Source organism: Dellaglioa sp. CoH-57-MRSF-18 (assembly GCF_056781995.1).
This window is the reverse complement of the sequence record NZ_JBXAXX010000003.1, coordinates 74,420-92,794: the sequence shown is the minus strand read 5'-3', so window position 1 is coordinate 92,794 and position 18,375 is coordinate 74,420. Positions and strand designations below refer to the sequence as shown.

Below are 18,375 nucleotides of genomic sequence, written 5' to 3'. Positions count from 1 at the left end.
AAATACGCATTTTAATATAGAAACGAGGACCTTTTTCCATGAACAATGATCACCTAAAACGAGATATTGGCTTTTTCGCTGCCCTTTCAACTGTAATGGGAACAGTTATCGGCGGAGGCGTTTTTTTTAAAGTTTCAAGCGTTACACAACAAACCCAATCTGCTAACTTAACTTTATTTGTTTGGTTACTTGGTGGCTTTTTAACTATCTGTGCTGGATTAACCGCTGCAGAACTTGCAGCCGCCATCCCAGAAACTGGTGGCGCCATTAAATATATCGAATATACTTATGGCCGTTTCCCAGCATTTTTACTTGGCTGGGCACAAATAATCATTTATTATCCAGCAAACATTGCAGCTCTTTCAATTATTTTTGGCACACAATTAATTAATCTTTTCCATCTTGATTCACATTTAATTATCCCATTTGCTTTAATTAGTGGAATCAGTATCACATTGATTAACTTTTTAGGCGCCAAAGTTGGTGGTACCTTTCAATCAATTTCATTAGTTTTAAAATTATTACCTATTATTGTCATTGTGATATGGGGGATTTTCACTCCTGGACAAGTGACGTTTAGTTTAATTCCGTTAACATCCGGCGCGCACCAGTCTTTCTTTACTGCTTTAAGTGGCGGCCTTCTTGCGACCATGTTTGCTTATGATGGCTGGATTGGGGTTGGAAATATTGCCGGAGAGATGCACCATCCAGAACGTGATTTACCGAAAGCCATTATTTCAGGATTATTTTTCATCACAATTATCTATACATTAATTAATTTTGTTTTTCTTAAGGCTCTTCCTATTTCAGGATTAGCTGGCAATTTAAATGCAGCTTCTGATGCCTCAAGACAACTATTTGGACAATTTGGTGGTAAGTTTGTGACCGTTGGTATCTTAATTTCAGTCTACGGTGCCACTAACGGCTATACGTTAACCGGTATGCGCGTTCCATATGCGATGGCCTTAGAAAACCAACTCCCCTTTAGTAATTGGCTAAAACGCTTATCTCCTCATACGAGAGTTCCATATATTGCGGGCTTTTTACAAATAAGTATCGCAATAATAATGATGTTCTTAGGTAGTTTTGATTTATTAACAGATATGCTTATTTTTGTTATTTGGATTTTTAATGTACTAGTTTTCGTTGCTATCTTTATATTACGAAAACGTGAACCTGAATTAAATAGACCCTATAAAGTTCCTTTATATCCAATCATTCCAATCATCGCGATTATTGGGGGTATTTTTATACTCGTTGCGACACTATTAACACAAACGACGTTAGCACTTGTTGGTCTATTAATAACGGGACTTGGCATTCCTGTTTACTTTATTCATCAAAAAAGCCAAGGATAATTATACAAATAAAAACATTCAACTTTTAGAGCCAGATAGGCTCATATCCCTTAAGTCGAATGTTTTTATTTTTTATAAATTATTTAAATAGTTACTATATCCAGCAGCTTCCATTTCTGCTTCAGGAATAAACTTCAATGAGGCAGAGTTAATACAATAACGTAATCCGCCTTGGTCTTTAGGTCCATCAGTAAATACATGACCTAAATGTGAATTTGCTTCCTTACTTCTAACTTCCGTTCGTTGATAACCAAAAAGACTATTATCAACCAACTCAGCAATCTTAGAACCTGGGATTGGTTTTGAAAATGATGGCCAACCGCAGCCAGCGTCATATTTTTCTGCTGAACTAAAAAGTGCTTCCCCACTAACAACATCAACGTAAATTCCTTTTTGATAGAAGTCATCATATTTACCGGTAAATGGCGCTTCCGTTGCAGCATGTTGTGTAACTTCAAACTCTTCATTAGTTAAACGTTCACGTAATTCTTTTTCAGTTTCTTTTGACATAATGGACCTCCTAATGTTTTAAGATATCATTAGAATACTCTTTTTCACACTGAATACAATTTATCTGTTTGCAAAAAAAAGGCCAAAAGTAAAATACCTTTGGTCTTCCTCATCTATTATATTAAATTGGTTATTTTTCTAAAATTGTAACTGTTTCAATATGTGTTGTTTGTGGGAATTGATCCACTGGTAAAATTGGTTTTGTAACTTTGTAACCATCATCTAAGAAGCTCTGTAAATCACGAACTAATGTTGAAGGGTTACAACTAATGTAAACAACTTTTTTAGGTTGCATTTTAAGTGTACTTTCAATAAATGCTGGTTCTAGCCCCTTACGAGGAGGATCGACAACTAAAACGTCAGGTCTTAAGTTAGCATGACTCCAGTTTTCCATCCAGTTTTCTGCCATCCCAGTTTCAAAACGAACATTATCAATACCATTAATCTTAGCATTTTCTTTCGCATCTTTAACCGCTGCAGAAACTAATTCTACACCATAGATTTGACGAGCATGTTTTGCCATTGATAATGAAATTGTTCCAATACCACTATAAGCATCAATAACTGTTTCATTACCAGTTAAACCAGCACGTTCAAATGCTGCAGCATATAATTTTTCTGTTTGGACAGGATTAATTTGGTAGAAAGAATGTGGTGAAATTCTAAATGTTAATCCATTTAATTGATCTTCAATATAACCAGGGCCAAATAAAACTTTGTTTTCGCGGCCTAAAATAACATTTGTCTTTTCAGAATTTGTATTTTGAACAATAGTTGTAACCTCAGGTAATGATTCACGGATTGCAGCAGTAATTTCAGTAAACATTGGTAATTTCTTAGAGCGTGTTACTAAGACAATCATCATTTGTTTTGAGTAATGACCACGGCGAACCATAATGTGACGGATAATCCCTTTATGTGCACGTTCGTCATATGCTTCCACATGGAAACGTTGTAAGACATCACGTACAGCTACGATTGCTTTATCAATTTCTTCATCTTGAATTAAAAAATCTTCAATTGCAACAAAATCATGACTGTTTTTCTTGAAGAATCCTGTTTTTAATTCACCAGCAATTTCGCGAACAGGCACTTGTGCTTTATTACGGTAATGGAAAGGATTTTCCATTCCAACAGCATCAGATACTTCAATATCCAAATGCGCTTTTTTCAATAACTCTTGAACTTGTGCTTGTTTGAATTTTAATTGTGCTGGGTATGCTAAATGTTGTAAAGGTGCAATTCCAGTTTGTGTATATGCTGAACCTTTTGTTTCAACACGATCTGGGCTCTCATTACGAAAAGCTAAAACTTTAGCGAAACCAAAGTTCTTGCTAACTTTCATTACACGAATACTAACTTTTTCGCCTGGTAATGCATTTTCAATAAATAATGGGTAGCCATCAACTTTAGCGACACCCATACCTTGATAAGTTAAATCGATAATTTCTGTATCAAATTCTTGGTTCTTTATTACTGGAGGTAGTTTTTTCATTGTTGTCCTTTCGATGTTCCTGCGTATTTACTTTATTCAACCATGTTTAACCCCTAAAAGTCAATAGTTGCCAACTCTAGAAATAAAACAGGATTGAGGCCTTTACCAAGCACCTCAATCCTACTTAATTTCTTAGTTATCTCTTACTTTACTAATTGTACCATTACCGTCAACATCTTCACTATGCATTTCTTGGACTTCTTTTACAAAATGTTCTTCAGCTGTAATTTCGGCAGCCGTACGACCTGACGTAATTGACGTTTCTGGCAATGCATCTGTATTCGCAAAAATTTCGATATGTTGCTTTAAATTTTTGAAAGTCATTGGTGCATCACCACCATATTCACCATCAATATTAATCATCATTTTATTATCGACTGGTTTAGCAATTAATTTAGACGTTTTAACATAAATCACACGTTTATCATTAATATGCTTCCCACCATTTAACACAAGTGCCATTAAATGCAACATTTCGGCGATATTAGTCGCTTTAACAATAAGCAAGGTAAACTTACCGTCATCAAGTGAAGCGTTTGGTACGATTTGTTCAAAGCCACCTACAGAGTTCGTCAATGCTAATAAAAACATTGATGCTTTCCCTTTAAAAATTCCCCCATCATACTCAAGGTTCATTTCAATTGGTTTCATTCTAGGTAACATTTCAGCACCTTTAGCTAAATAAGCCAGATAACCAAAAAGTGATTTAAATTGTGAAGGAACATCATAAGTTAATTCCGTTAATAATCCACCACCAGCGATATTAATGAAATATTTTTCTCCAGCTTGTCCAACATCCATTTTAACTGTGTTACCTTTTGCAATTACTTTTGCAGCAGCAACTGAATCATCCCTAGGTATTTTCAAAGCTCTCGCATAATCATTTGTCGTTCCAGCTGGAATAACACCTATCTTAGGTCGGTGCTTAAGACCAGCAATTCCATTAGCAACTTCATTAATGGTTCCGTCGCCACCAGCAGCAATTACTAAATCAAACCCTGATTTAGCAGCTCTCGTTGCTTCATCTCGAGCTGAATGTTTCTTCGCTGTCGTCGCATAAGCACTAGTTTCATACCCGGCATTTTCAATGATGTCTAGAATACTCACGAGATCACTTTTTAAAGCCTCACGACCGGATGTTGGGTTATAGATAATTCTGGCTCTTTTTCTCATTCCGTTCCTCCACATGAATCTTATTTTAATAAGATTATCTTTGCTTCAATGAGGCCATCAATAATTGATTGACCACATTAGGATTTGCTTGTCCCTGTGTTTGTTTCATGATTTGTCCGATTAAGAATCCAACAGCACGATCTTTACCATTTTTGAAATCTTCAATTGATTGTTCATTGTTATCTAAAATACCATCAATAATGGGTTGTAACTTAGCTGGGTCAGATAATTGAACAAGTCCCTTAGACTCAACCCAAGCTTTAGGTTCGCTACCATTTTTAATAATTTCTTGGAAAACTTTTTTAGCAATCTTACTTGAAATTGTTTCATCAGTAATTAAATTAATCATTCCAGCAAGATTTGCTGGTGTTAATTTAGTATCTTGTAAGTTTAATTTATTTGTATTCATGAACGCATTAACTTCACCCATTAACCAGTTAGCAGCTAACTTAGGATCTGCATCTAACTTAATTGTGTCTTCAAAGAAATCTGACATTTCTTTTGTTTGTGTTAAGACTTCAGCATCATATTCAGGCAAGCCTAATTCACTTGCATAGCGTGTCCGTCGTTTGTCAGGCATTTCGGGAATTGATTCTCTAACTTCTTGAATCCAGTCATCACTAATATGAATTGGTGGAATATCTGGTTCTGGGAAATAACGATAATCGCTAGCCCCTTCTTTGACACGCATCAAAATAGTTGTACCAGTTGGTGCATCAAAACGGCGTGTTTCTTGTTGAACAATACCACCAGACATCAAGACATTTATTTGACGTTTTTCTTCAAATTCAAGTCCTTTACGCACATTTTCAAATGAATTTAAATTTTTCATTTCAGTTTTTGTCCCATAACCGGGTTGGCCAATTGGGTTAATTGAAATATTAACATCAATTCGCATTGATCCTTCTTCCATCTTCACATCAGAAACACCGGTAAATTGAATAACTTGACGTAATTTTTCAAGATATGTGTAAGCTTCTTCAGGTGTTTTGATATCAGGACGTGAAACAATTTCAATCAAAGGTGTTCCTTGACGGTTTAAATCGACATAAGAATAGCCGTTAGGATTATGCGTATTTTTACCCGCATCTTCTTCAACGTGCATTTCTTCAATTCCGATTTTTTTCGTTTCGCCATTAACTTCAATTTCTAAGAAGCCGTTACGACCAATAGGTTCTTCTGATTGTGTGATCTGGTAAGCTTTTGGATTATCAGGATAAAAGTAATTTTTTCGGTCAAAATGGTTATCCTTTGTGATTTCACAATTTAAAGCTAAGGCAGCACGCATTCCGTATTCAATTGCCCCTTTATTGGCAGTTGGTAAAACACCTGGATAACCCCAGTCAATAACGTTGGTATTCGTATTAGGTTCTGCCCCAAAATCAACTTTTGAAGGTGAGAATGCCTTAGAGTTAGTTTTCATTTCAATATGAACTTCAAGTCCAATTGTTGTTTCAAAATTCATTAGTTTTGGCCTCCTAACGTAGGGACTTCTTTATGGAAATCAGTTGCTTGTTCAAATGCGTAACCAGCACGATACATTGTTGCTTCATCGAATGATTTCGCAATTAATTGTAATCCAACTGGTAAGCCATTTGAGAATCCAGCAGGAACTGACATGCCGGGTAGTCCAGCCAAGTTAACTGGAATCGTTAAAATATCATTCATATACATTGTAATTGGGTCTTCAATTTTATCACCAATATTAAATGCTGTATTAGGTGCAGTAGGCCCAATAATCAAATCATAATCATTGAATACATTACGGAAATCATTGCAGATTAAAGTCCGAACTTGAGCTGCTTTCTTGAAGAAAGCGTCATAAGTTCCAGCAGATAATGAGAATGTTCCTAACATAATCCGACGTTTAACTTCATCCCCAAAACCTTCTGAACGAGAACGTACATAAACATCTTCCAAACTCTTAACGTCTTGTGCACGGAATCCATAACGAATACCATCAAAACGTTGTAAATTAGATGATGCCTCAGAAGAAGCTAGAATATAGTAAACGGGCACACCATATTTACTGTTTGGTAAACTAACTTCGTCAACTGTTGCGCCAAGTTCTTCAAACGTCTTAACTGCTTTTTGAATGGCTTCTTTAACACCAGCATCAACACCCTCACCTAAATACTCTTTAGGTAAAGCAATCTTCATTCCTTTAATATCGCCAGTTAATCCAGCAGTAAAATCAGGAACAGCTTGCGCTGAACTCGTTGAATCATGAACATCGTTACCACTGATTGCATTTAAAACAGCAGCGTTATCTTTAACGCCACGTGTGAATGGTCCAATTTGGTCCAAACTTGATGCAAATGCAATTAAACCATAACGTGATACACGACCATAAGTTGGTTTTGTTCCTACGACACCATTAAATGAAGCAGGTTGACGGATAGAACCACCAGTATCTGAGCCTAAAGCAGCAATAACTTCACCTGAAGCAACTGCAGCAGCTGAACCACCTGATGAGCCACCGGGAACCTTCGTTGTATTCCAAGGGTTTTTTGTTGTTTTAAAAGCTGACGTTTCAGTAGAACCACCCATAGCAAATTCATCCATGTTTGTTTTACCAATTGTCACCATTTGTGCTTGGCGCATTTTTTCAATCACTGTTGCATCATATATTGGATTGAAATTTTCTAACATTTTGCTTGCAGCAGTTGTTGTTAAATCCTTTGTCACAATATTATCTTTAACAGCCATTGGTATCCCGGCTAAGACATTATTTGCATCGATACCAGCAGCATCAACAGCCTTAGCTTGGCTAAGTGCCATTTCTTCGTTCATTGCGAGGAAAGCAGAAATCTTTGAATCACGTGCTTTAATTTCAGCAAAGGTTGCCTTCGTTAATTCTTCAGAACTCATTTCTTTATTAACTAATGCGTCATGTAAACTTGATAAATCTTGTTTGAAATAATCCATGCTTAAGCTTCCTCACTTTCATCAATAATTGCTGGCACTTTAATAAGGCCATTTTCACTATCCGGTGCATTTTTAAAGAGTAAGTCTCGATCTGTTCCTTCTTCTGCGACATCTTCACGCATCACATTGAGAACATCTGTAATATGTGTCGTTACTGGAACGCCTGTTGTATCTACTTCTGATAATTGTTCAGCCATTCCGATAATATCATCTAATTGACTGGTAAATAGTTCTAAATCTGTATCACTGAGTTCTAGTTTAGCTAACTCTGAGACATGTTTGACTTCTTCTTTACTAATTGACATTCAAAACCATCCCTTCAAAATTCAAATTAATTTCTTTTTAATAACTGGTAAATACATGCGTATAGTATGTGCTTTCTTTAGCTGTTTTGGCAAGGAAACTTTGCATTGTCCCATCACTACCTTTGATAGTAATGTCAATTGGAATCCCTGATGCTAAATATTTCACGGCCGTTGTTGATAAATATTGAGTGAAACTAATAATCTCTGTTTCACTATAAAATTGAGTTGTAATATTGATGTGCATCCCTGTAATTGCTTTGTTTTTATATTGTACCTGTGCTGTTACACCTGCTAAATTAGGAAAGAAACTTTGAACTTCAGTTTTAAAATTCGTAAATGTCGTTTCATCATTTGTATTAGGTGATGTGGCCGTCGATGTCGTTGGGAACGTATAACTCTTAATTGAAACATCATCCCAATTATCAATCGTCGTTTTACCATTCTTATTCACAGCGTAGGCGTAGAAACTACCGCCAACTAAACTATCGTTTGGTGCTTGCTTGTACATTGCCACCATGATTGGAACGCTATCACTAATTCCTTTGGTTTTACGAAGACGAGCAACCACTTTGTTAGCAGCTTCTTTACCCTTTTCTCTCATTGTTGCATCAGAAATAACGGTTTTATATTCAGCCCCATATTCTTCTTTTTGATAATAATCAACTGAGTTCATTCCGATACCTACCGAGATACCCGAGAGTGATAATTTGCTGCCTTTTTTTGTCATAAAATCTTGTTCTTCAACTTGCTGTACATACATGGGATTACGGTCTGTTTCACCCGTTTTACCATTACTCTTAGGGTTTAATCCGTCTTTATTAGCACTTGATTCACGTCCTAACCAGCTTTGAACAGTCGTTTTTGTTAAATATTGTCCTTCTTGGAAAATATAACTGTCAGTAGCAAATTGATCTTTAGATAAATCTAACAGACCAGATTCAAAACTTTTTAAATTCAAGACATTGTCATTTTGTGTGAGTGCCACACCTCTTGATTTACTTGTTAAATATTTACCATCTTTAATGACACCTTCATAGTTACTATCACTTGTTTGGCCAGTTGTCTGGTAACCAGAACTTGATGTATTTTTAGAGGTTCCCGACGAGCCTGATGAGGCAACATTGCCACAGGCTGCTAAGAAAATTAACGAGAAACTTAACATAAGTCCAATCTTAATTTTTTTCATATGACACTCCTTCCATAACTGAGATAAATTGTTGTTCATCCCAAATTTCAATTTCTAGTTGCTTCGCTTTTGTTAACTTACTTCCAGCATCATGCCCGGCAATTAATAGGTCTGTTTTTTTCGAAACACTACCAACAACAGAAGCACCATTTGCTTCAAGCCATTTTTTAGCATCGCTTCGTTTCAACTGATCAAGTGTTCCCGTTAGGACAACTTTCTTATCCATCACGGGACTACCTTCAGCTAATTCTGCAATTTCAGCAGTTGTTTTGCCTAAAAAGGTTAAGTTAACTTGCGCATTATCCAGTTCATCAATCAATTCACGAACTTGGTCATTGGCAAAATAAGTCACAAGACTATCCGCAATCACCTGTCCGATTGAATCAATGACGAGAATATCTTCGGAAATTGCTGTCATTAATTGATGAATATCTTTAAATTCGGCTGAAACCAATCGAGCAGCCTTAGCTCCAACATGCCGAATTCCTAGTCCAAATAATAAGCGTTCCACTGAATTTTGTCGGCTAATATCAATTGCATTTAATAATTTATTAACCGATTTTTCTTTGAAATTATCTAGCGTTAACAGTTGATCGGCAGTTAACTGATACAATCCTGCAACATCACTAATTAACTTATTTTCAAATAATTGTTCAACAATTTTAGGCCCTAGTCCATCAATATTCATCGCATTTCTAGAAGCAAAATGTGCCAGACTCTCTTTAATGAGTGCGGGACATTTTGGATTGATACAACGTAATGCAACTTCTTCATCCAGATGAACTAATATTGCTCCACAAACTGGGCAGTTCGTTGGCAAACTATACACAACACTGTCTTCTGGTCGTTTATCTAAGACAACTTCAGAAATTTCTGGAATAATATCCCCAGCCTTATGCAACTTAACCGTATCGTTAATTCTAATATCTTTTTGTTTCAGTAAATCCCCATTATGCAATGATGCCCGAGAAACTGTTGTTCCCGCTAACTGCACAGGATTCATGATTGCAGTTGGTGTTACGACACCTGTTCGACCAATCGTCCATTCAATATCTAGAACTTTAGTTTCTTGCTCGTCTGGCGGGAATTTATAGGCAATTGCCCATTTTGGAACTTTAACCGTATTACCAACTTCATCATGAATCGTGAATAAATTTGCTTTAATAACAATACCATCGATATCGTAAGATAAATCATGACGTTTTGCTTGATATTCATTAATGTATGCCGAAATTTCTGTCATATCACTCGTAACACGTGATTCAGTATTTGTTCTAAATCCAAGTTTAGACAAGCGTTTTAACGCATCACTTTGAGTTTTGACATCCGGATCAACTATATAATAGATAAATGTACTCAATTGTCGTTGAGCCGTTTCAGCTGTATTTAATTGTCGTAAACTACCTGCTGCTGCATTCCTAGGATTAGCAAATACCGTTTCTCCAGCTTCCTCGCGACGTTTATTCAACGCAACAAACGCCTTTGTTGGCATGTAACATTCTCCACGAACTTCAATTGAAATGGGTTCCGTCAATGTTAGTGGAATTGATTTGACTGTTTTAAGATTTTCAGTAATATTTTCACCAATTGTGCCATCTCCACGAGTTGATCCTTTAACGAATACACCATTTTCATATGTTAACGAAATGGCCAATCCATCAATTTTGAGTTCAGTATTGTAACTTACCTCAGCATCAACTGATTTTTGTAATCGTTGATCAAATTCCGATAGTTCTTCAATGGAAAAGACATCCCCCAATGAAAGCATTGGTACTTCATGCGAAACTTTTTCAAAACCAGGCAGTACCTGGCCACCAACACGTTGCGTTGGTGAATTAGGTGTCACTAAATTAGGAAAGGCTTTTTCAAGTTCTACTAGTTGTAGGTAGTGTTCATCATAAACATGATCTTCAACTGTTGGCTGATCAAGGACATAATATTGACGCGTCCATTTGATTAAGTCAGTTTTTAATTGATTCACTCTATTAGTTGCTTCTTCCAATGTTATGGCTTGATTTGACAAACTTGAACCCTCCTTTTATTTAGTCCACTTTTTTTGTAATTGGTGCAAAAGCTGTCAACAGACGCTTAATCCCTTGTTCTTTGAAAGCAATATCAAGTTCAGCATCCGAACCTGATCCTGAAACTTTAACGATTGTCCCAGTACCCCAAGCTTTATGTTCCACTTTTTCACCAATACGCCAAACAACTGCATCAGCACCTGTACCATTATCACGTTCAACGGTTTTAGCAGGTCGACGGTATGTTGTCGCCGTCGCACGTTGATTGGAATACGATGAATTACGAGATGGTGCTGCCGTTTGATTATCTAATTCAAGTAATGACTCATCTATTTCACCAATGAAACGTGAAGCTTGATTACTTTGACGACGACCATACAACATTCTTGAAAAAGCATTTGTTAAATATAATTTGCGTTCAGCACGAGTAATTCCGACATATGCTAAACGACGTTCTTCCTCAAGTTGATCATCTTCTAACATGGCACGAGAAAGAGGGAATATGCCTTCTTCCAATCCCATTAAAAAGATAACTGGAAATTCAAGTCCTTTAGCGGCATGTAATGTCATCAATGTGACTTCTTCAGGTTCTTCTTCAATATCATCTTGTGCAGAAACTAGTGCTAAATCAGCTAAGAAATCAACATAACGGTCACTATCATCTTCTTCAGCTTCCCAACGATCATCAAATTGCTGAGTTACAGACAAGAATTCTTCAACGTTTTCAAGTCGCGTTTCATTTTCAATCGTTTTCGTCTTTTTCAAATTAGCTTCATAACCTGATTGTTTTAAAATTTCTTTTGTTAACTCGGTCACATTCAAGAACTCACGCATTTTTTGTAATCCACGAATCATTGTGGCAAATTCTTGTAATGATTTTTCAGCTTTACCAGAAATATTAGCAAGCGCTGAGTTTTCAGCACCTTCAAGCATTGTCCAATTATTCATATCTGAAAATTCACGTAATTTGTCCACACTACTTGCACCGATACCGCGTTTTGGGACATTTACAATACGATCAAAACTCATTGAATCTTGATCATTAGCAATTAAACGAATGTAGCCTAAGATATCTCGAATTTCCAATCGCTCGTAGAATTTGTGTCCACCAACCATTTTGTAAGGAACGCTTGATTTTAAGAATGTCTCTTCAATCACACGAGACTGTGCATTCGTTCGATATAAAATGGCGAAATCACCGTAATTTAAGTGATTATCTTTAATTTGTTCTTGAATTTTTTCAACCACATAATGTGATTCATCATTTTCACTTTGGCCACGGTAGTAAGAAATTTTCTCACCATCTTTATTATCAGTCCAAAGACTCTTATCACTGCGGTTCGTATTATTATCAATAACTGCATTGGCAGCATTCAGAATTGTTTTCGTTGAACGATAGTTTTGTTCCAACTTAACAACATCAGCATCAGGATAATCTTTTTCAAAATTCATAATGTTATCCATGTTTGCCCCACGCCAACCGTAAATACTTTGGTCAGCATCCCCGACGACGCAGAGATTTTTGAAACGTTCAGCTAACATGTTTACTAAGGTATATTGTGCTTCATTAGTATCCTGATATTCATCCACATGGATATATTGAAATTTATTTTGATAAAAAGCCAATGTTTCAGGCTTTTCTTTAAATAAACGGATAGTTAACATAATTAAATCATCGAAATCAACTGCTTGATTTGAGCGTAACTCTTTTTGATATGCCGTATAAACTTTAGCTACCATTTGTTCGAACATACTTGCAGCACGTTCTGCGTATTCTTTTTCTGTTAATAAATCATTTTTTGCATTTGAAATTGCTCCTAAAACGGTTCTTGGGTCAAATTTTTGTGGATCAATATTTTGTTCTTTTAAAATACGTTTTACTAAAGTCTTTTGTTCACCTGGGTCGGCAATTGTAAATGCACGATTATAACCAATTTGGTCAATATCACGTCGCAAAATACGAACACAAAGTGCATGGAATGTTGAAACCCAAACATCTTCTGCCCCTTTGTTAAGTAATTTATTAACACGTTCGCGCATCTCTTTTGATGCTTTATTTGTAAATGTGATTGCTAATACGTTCCATGGATTGATACCTTTTTCTTCAATTAAGTAAGCAACGCGATGCGTTAATACTCGCGTTTTACCACTTCCAGCTCCAGCCATAATTAAGAGTGGTCCCTCTGTTTTTAGGACAGCTTCTTTTTGTTTGTTATTCATTCCGTTCAATAAGCTTTCAGTAGTCAAATTAATCAATCCTCTCTATAAATCAGTCATTATTTATTATAGCAAAAAAACGCCTTAACTTCTTTAATTTTTATGAATATATGTCTCAACTTGTTCATAAAAAAAGACGAACCGATTCAAAACGATTCATCCTTCTAATTTCATTTAATTTGTTGTTTCTTTTTTATCCCAAATGCCTGTATCTTCAATTTGATTCAATGCTTCACGAACTGAATCTGACTGAACCAAAATATGCCCAGCACGATCTAATTTATGATTTTCAGGGTAACGATAAAAATGGTAATACCAATTATTTTTAAGAACCCACTGTGTCTTTAAATCGGCACGTTCTTCTTCTTTTAATGACACCATAACAGTTGGTGCAAGGAATTTCACTTTTGATAGTGGCAATCCACAAATGGCACGTAAATGCTGTTCATACATGCTAACGTTTGTTGCTTTATCAAAAACATACCCTGATTGATGCATAGCGGGCACGACACGTTTAACATAAATTGCACCTGATTTAGTTACAAAGTAGCCAATTTCTAATGCGCCAGTGTAGTCTAGATTTTCCGCAACTTTAATGGCAATTTTATGCATTTCAGCAGAAATTTCTGTATCTAAGTTAGCTGGTACGATTGATTCGTGTAATCGATGATCACGATATTTATTTTCAACAGCTGGGAAAAAATTAATTTCCTTACCATTTTTGATAAGAACCATTGAGATTTCTTGTTCATAAGGAATCCATGATTCTAAAATATAGGTGCCACGTTCAACCAAGTACGCCGCATCTGAAATATCAGTTTGCGTATTGAGAACACTCTGGTAACTTTTACCAAACCCTTTTTGGATTGGTTTTAAAACGCTGGGATACCCAATTGAAAGTACAGAATTATACACATCTTCTAATGATACAATTGTTTCAAAAGGTGGAATATTAATATTTAATTGTTCAAAAAAAGCTCTTTCCAACAAGCGGTCTTGCATAATTTCTAATGCATTATACTTTTGTGGCACATAAGTATATTTTGAAATATATTCAATCACTTCTGAATTAACGTGTTCAGATTCATACGTCACAATATCTGTTCGTTCAGCGAATTCTTTCAATTTATCCTTATCATTCATCTTACCTACAACAGAATAATCTGCTAATTGAAGTGTCTCACTAACTTCATTTTGACTGTATGCTGCGATTTTAAACCCTAAATTTCTTGCAGCCATAGCCAACATTGCACCCGTTGGACTATCTCCGATTATTCCCAATGTACTTCCAGGAAAGATAACTTTTTTTTCCACTATATATTCACTACTTTCTACTTTTGCTTTATACCCTTAATCATACTGTTATCCCGCGGGGCAATCAAGTTTTAACAACCATAATTTAACAATTTTATAAGAAAATAAAAAAGAGCACATTTTGCGCTCTTTTCGTTAATTTAATCTTCAAAATGAACTTGATCACCATCAAATGATGAAATTTTAGCAAGTGATTCTAAACGTACGCCACGTTCATGAATTAATTCGGCACCTTTTTGGAATGATTTTTCAATTACAATTCCAATTCCAGCAATTTCTGCCTTAGCTTCGTCACAAATTTGGAAGAGTCCTTCAGCTGCTTGGCCATTTGCCAAGAAGTCATCAATGATTAAAACACGATCGTTTTCACCTAAAAACTTGTTGGCAACGGCAATTGTATTTTCAACTTTCTTTGTGTACGAGTAAACAGAAGCAGAATATAAATCATTTTGCATCGTAACGCTCTTATTTTTACGTGCGAAGACAACAGGAACATGAAATTGTAACCCAACGAATACTGCTGGGGCAATACCTGATGATTCAACTGTTAAAATTTTAGTAATTTTTTCATTTTTGAATAATTCAGCAAATTCCACACCCATTGCTAACATTAAATCAGGATCAACTTGGTGATTTAAAAATTGATCGACCTTCAATACATCTCCTGGTAATACAATACCATCTTGCATAATTCTGTCTTCTAAAAGTTTCACGTGGGGTACGCTCCTCTTGCTATTTATATTTTTTTGGGTATAAAAATAGCTTTTTCACTTCGGTATAAGTAAAAAAGCTACATTCCGGTTTTGAATGACTTAAGAATAACATAATATAAGGGTAATTTCAATTTGAATCTACTCATTTATCGTTATTATACTTGACATTAATCCCGTTTATTTATCATATTTATCTAAATGATATTGTTTAATGATATCTGTTAATTTTGTACTATAATCATTATCTGTTGCGTACCCATCAACTACTAAAGCTGCTGCTGCATCTTCGTAAGTTGCTGCAGAAAGAACGTCAGCAAATTGTGTTTTATTCCATGTATTTCCATTAGCTAATAATTTCGAATGAGACATAATTGCTTCGTCCCAATCTTTGAAGACGATAAATTTAGCCGTAACCGTCTTCCATGTGCCATCTTTTTCTTGTTCTTTAGTTTTGAAATCTTTTGCACGTGCGCCCGTTCCTTTAATTCCAAATAGGTTATTGTAGTCTTTAGCTAAAGAACTCGTTCCCCAATCAGATTCTAAGATAGCTTGTGCAATTGTAATACTAGAAAAGACTTTATATTTTTTTTGCATTTTTTGTGCTTCAGGTGCTACTTTCTTAATAAATGCTTGTTTTTTAGCTTCTGCTGCTGCTTTTTTTGCTGATTCACTTGCTTCAATTTTTGAGGTTGATAATGACGTCGCAATAGATTCATCTCGAGCAACATTCTTTTTATGAACGTTCATTGAAACAACGACTGTAATAATACCAAGAATTAAAATTAAAACAACAATATTCGCAACTTGAATTTTACCGTTCTTTACAAAAATCCCCCGACCATTTTTCTTTTTCATTAGTACACCCGTCCCTATACATTTAATTGTTTCACTTATTTTACCCTAATTCTATATCTATTACCATCGTATTTTTTCTCTTTTTATTAAATTTCTGTTAAGCTTGAGCTATCTTAAATGAGACAGGAGAACATAATGACAAAAAATTTAAATTGGGGAATTATTGGACTTGGTAACATCGCTCACAGCTTTACAACTTACTTTGATCAACCATTTGGTGAAATCTATGCCGCTGGCTCAAGAAACTTAGAAAAAGCGCAAACTTTTGCTAACGAATTTAATATTCCACATGCCTATGGTAACTATGAAGACTTATTAGCTGATGATGAAATTGACATCGTTTACATTGCGACACCTCACAACTACCATATCGACACAATCTTGGCTGCACTTAAAGCTGGCAAGCACGTCTTAAGTGAAAAAGCAATCACCATGACTAGTGATGAACTTAAACAAGCAACTGATTTAGCTGAAGAAAAAGGCTTGATTTTACAAGAAGCAATGACTATTTATCATATGCCACTTTATAAAAAAATTATTGAAGTAGCTGAAGAAAAAAAATTAGGCAAACTAAAAATGGTCCAAGCCTCATTTGGTAGTTTTAAAGATCCTGATCCAACAAATCGTTTCTTCAATCCTGATTTAGCTGGTGGCGCATTATTAGATATCGGTGTTTATGCATTAGCCTTTGTCCGTCAATTCATGACAGCCACACCAGAAATCACAGGTTCAGCAATGAATTTATTCGAATCAGGTGTTGACGAATCTGAAACGATTAGTTTACAAAATGCCAATAATGAACTCGCAACTGTTGCCTTAACATTCAGAGCTAAAATGCCTAAAATGGGTATTATTGCTTATGAAGGTGGTTACTTTACTGTTTACGATTATCCTCGAGCTAATAAAGCTGCTCTTGTATTATCTGATGGAACAGCTACAGAAATCACTGCCGGCCATACAAAACAAGCCATGAATTATGAAATTAAAGATGTTCAAGATATGGTTTTGGGTAATTTAAATCCTAAACCATTCTTAGAAAAAACAACAGATGTTATGTCAATAATGACACAAGCTCGTGAACAATGGGGCTTTAAATATCCTTTTGAAAAATAAGCTTCATCTGAAAAGTTATCACTAGAAATTGTTGATAACTTTTTTTAATTCCATGCTACACTAAAAGAAAAAGAGTTGGAGTTAATTTTATGAAACGAAAGAAACGTTATATTCAGAATCGAACACGTAATTATCTAATTGGACTTGCTGTCATTTTAGTTGTCTCCCTTTTCAGCGGAAAATTACCTAGTACTGTAAAAGATTTGCTACAAACAAATGGCAATTCAACTTCAGTCAATGTTAAAAATGGGACAGGAACAGCAAATACTAGTTCTATTAATAGTAGCAAGGCCATTAATGGAATTGTGGATAATGGTGCGCCAACCTTTTCAAAAAGTGATCTTGCAGATAATGCCAATGGTTGGATAAAATACGGCGCTCTTGACTCTCTTGGCCGTGCTACTCAGGCCAATGCTCTTTTAGTTAAAGCTTTAGAATCTAGAGGGTCATCAGCAGATTCTTCAATTCGACCAACTGGTTTTGTGTCAGGGCTGTCACCTTATTTTCATTCCCGTGGACATTTAATCGGTCGACAACTTGGTGGTAGTGGTGATAAAAAAGAAAATTTAGCAACATTATATCAAAACCCTGTTAACACACCCTACATGACCAAGTATGAAAACGCAGTTCGTGCAGCAGTTGATAAAGGAGATCATGTCCGTTATCAGGTAACACCAATTTTTTCTGGTAAGTCACTTTTCCCTAAAGCAATTCAAATGCAAGGTAAAAGTACAACTTCTTGGGGCAATATTAAATTTAATGTTACTATTTTGAATAAACGTTAATTCAAAGGAGTGTGTTATTCATGTTCACAGAATTAAAAAGTCAACTGATAGATTCAGCACCACAAACGCTACAACAATTATTACTTAATTCAAATATCCGTCAGACAAATGATGGCTATTTACAATTTCCTGGCAGCTCACTTCAAACACAATTTTTAGAAACAATGAACTTCTTAAAAACACCTGATACTATCTCTTTGAACTGGGATGACGTTTGTATCTTAGGTCAGACAATTGATGGTGATTATCTAGCAGGTGATCACTATTCAACAACCTTTTTTATTCCTAGTAGTCTGCTAGCAGATGATACTGAAATTCATCATATGCCTATAATCGACGCATTAATTGCACTAGAAAATGGAACATTAGATTCTAAAATTATTTCTAAATTCAACTAAAAAA

Annotated in this window: 16 protein-coding genes; 4 read left to right on the top strand and 12 right to left on the bottom strand. The window is 35.5% G+C overall.

The window, feature by feature from the left end:
- Nucleotides 1-38 precede the first annotated feature (38 nt).
- On the top strand, nt 39-1,358 hold the full coding sequence (locus tag AC1RPG_RS04210) for an APC family permease (RefSeq protein ID WP_481761567.1): 1,320 nt from the start codon (nt 39-41) through the stop codon (nt 1,356-1,358).
- Between the two features lie 72 nt (nt 1,359-1,430).
- On the opposite strand, the gene msrB is transcribed toward AC1RPG_RS04210, so the two are convergent.
- The 12 genes from msrB to AC1RPG_RS04150 all read right to left on the bottom strand — a co-directional run bounded on the left by msrB (nt 1,431) and on the right by AC1RPG_RS04150 (nt 16,075).
- A complete protein-coding gene (msrB, locus tag AC1RPG_RS04205) occupies nt 1,431-1,868 on the bottom strand; it encodes a peptide-methionine (R)-S-oxide reductase MsrB (RefSeq protein ID WP_481761568.1) in 438 nt (145 codons plus the stop codon).
- 130 nt (nt 1,869-1,998) lie between these two features.
- Nucleotides 1,999-3,363 (bottom strand): 23S rRNA (uracil(1939)-C(5))-methyltransferase RlmD, encoded by a 1,365-nt coding sequence (gene rlmD, locus AC1RPG_RS04200; RefSeq protein ID WP_481761569.1) that lies wholly within the window; start codon nt 3,361-3,363, stop codon nt 1,999-2,001.
- 132 nt (nt 3,364-3,495) lie between these two features.
- On the bottom strand, nt 3,496-4,536 hold the full coding sequence (locus tag AC1RPG_RS04195) for a diacylglycerol kinase (protein WP_481761570.1): 1,041 nt from the start codon (nt 4,534-4,536) through the stop codon (nt 3,496-3,498).
- A gap of 34 nt (nt 4,537-4,570) precedes the next feature.
- Nucleotides 4,571-6,001, bottom strand: a complete 1,431-nt coding sequence (gatB, locus tag AC1RPG_RS04190; protein WP_481761571.1) for an Asp-tRNA(Asn)/Glu-tRNA(Gln) amidotransferase subunit GatB — start codon at nt 5,999-6,001, stop codon at nt 4,571-4,573.
- The gene (gene gatA / locus AC1RPG_RS04185) at nt 6,001-7,464 is read right to left on the bottom strand and encodes an Asp-tRNA(Asn)/Glu-tRNA(Gln) amidotransferase subunit GatA (protein WP_481761572.1); all 1,464 of its coding nucleotides are present in this window, start codon (nt 7,462-7,464) and stop codon (nt 6,001-6,003) included. The genes gatB and gatA overlap by 1 nt, the downstream gene beginning before the upstream one ends.
- Nucleotides 7,465-7,466: 2 nt before the next feature.
- Nucleotides 7,467-7,769, bottom strand: coding sequence for an Asp-tRNA(Asn)/Glu-tRNA(Gln) amidotransferase subunit GatC (gene gatC, locus AC1RPG_RS04180; protein ID WP_409022077.1), 303 nt, complete (start codon nt 7,767-7,769; stop codon nt 7,467-7,469).
- Between the two features lie 37 nt (nt 7,770-7,806).
- Entirely contained in the window at nt 7,807-8,955 is a 1,149-nt protein-coding gene (locus tag AC1RPG_RS04175) for a CamS family sex pheromone protein (RefSeq protein WP_481761573.1), read from the bottom strand.
- Nucleotides 8,942-10,963 carry an NAD-dependent DNA ligase LigA gene (gene ligA, locus AC1RPG_RS04170; protein WP_481761630.1) on the bottom strand — a complete coding sequence of 674 codons (2,022 nt, stop codon included), beginning with the start codon at nt 10,961-10,963 and terminating at the stop codon, nt 8,942-8,944. Before ligA ends, AC1RPG_RS04175 begins: the two co-directional genes overlap by 14 nt.
- 34 nt (nt 10,964-10,997) lie before the next feature.
- Nucleotides 10,998-13,223, bottom strand: coding sequence for a DNA helicase PcrA (gene pcrA / locus AC1RPG_RS04165; RefSeq protein WP_481761574.1), 2,226 nt, complete (start codon nt 13,221-13,223; stop codon nt 10,998-11,000).
- A gap of 144 nt (nt 13,224-13,367) precedes the next feature.
- Nucleotides 13,368-14,507, bottom strand: coding sequence for a 5-(carboxyamino)imidazole ribonucleotide synthase (locus AC1RPG_RS04160; RefSeq protein WP_481761575.1), 1,140 nt, complete (start codon nt 14,505-14,507; stop codon nt 13,368-13,370).
- A 140-nt stretch (nt 14,508-14,647) separates the two neighbouring features.
- Nucleotides 14,648-15,220 carry a xanthine phosphoribosyltransferase gene (locus tag AC1RPG_RS04155; RefSeq protein WP_409022073.1) on the bottom strand — a complete coding sequence of 191 codons (573 nt, stop codon included), beginning with the start codon at nt 15,218-15,220 and terminating at the stop codon, nt 14,648-14,650.
- 177 nt (nt 15,221-15,397) lie between these two features.
- Nucleotides 15,398-16,075: a glycoside hydrolase family 73 protein gene (locus tag AC1RPG_RS04150; RefSeq protein WP_481761576.1), complete on the bottom strand. Its 678-nt coding sequence runs from the start codon at nt 16,073-16,075 to the stop codon at nt 15,398-15,400.
- Nucleotides 16,076-16,210: 135 nt separating this feature from the next.
- On the opposite strand from AC1RPG_RS04150, the gene AC1RPG_RS04145 reads away from it, so the two are divergent.
- The 3 genes from AC1RPG_RS04145 (at nt 16,211) to AC1RPG_RS04135 (ending at nt 18,371) form a co-directional block, all read left to right on the top strand.
- A complete protein-coding gene (locus AC1RPG_RS04145; protein WP_481761577.1) occupies nt 16,211-17,188 on the top strand; it encodes a Gfo/Idh/MocA family protein in 978 nt (325 codons plus the stop codon).
- 89 nt (nt 17,189-17,277) lie between these two features.
- Nucleotides 17,278-17,973, top strand: coding sequence for a DNA/RNA non-specific endonuclease (locus AC1RPG_RS04140; RefSeq protein ID WP_481761578.1), 696 nt, complete (start codon nt 17,278-17,280; stop codon nt 17,971-17,973).
- Nucleotides 17,974-17,993: 20 nt separating this feature from the next.
- Nucleotides 17,994-18,371, top strand: a complete 378-nt coding sequence (locus AC1RPG_RS04135; RefSeq protein WP_481761579.1) for a hypothetical protein — start codon at nt 17,994-17,996, stop codon at nt 18,369-18,371.
- The last annotated feature ends 4 nt before the right edge of the window (nt 18,372-18,375 follow it).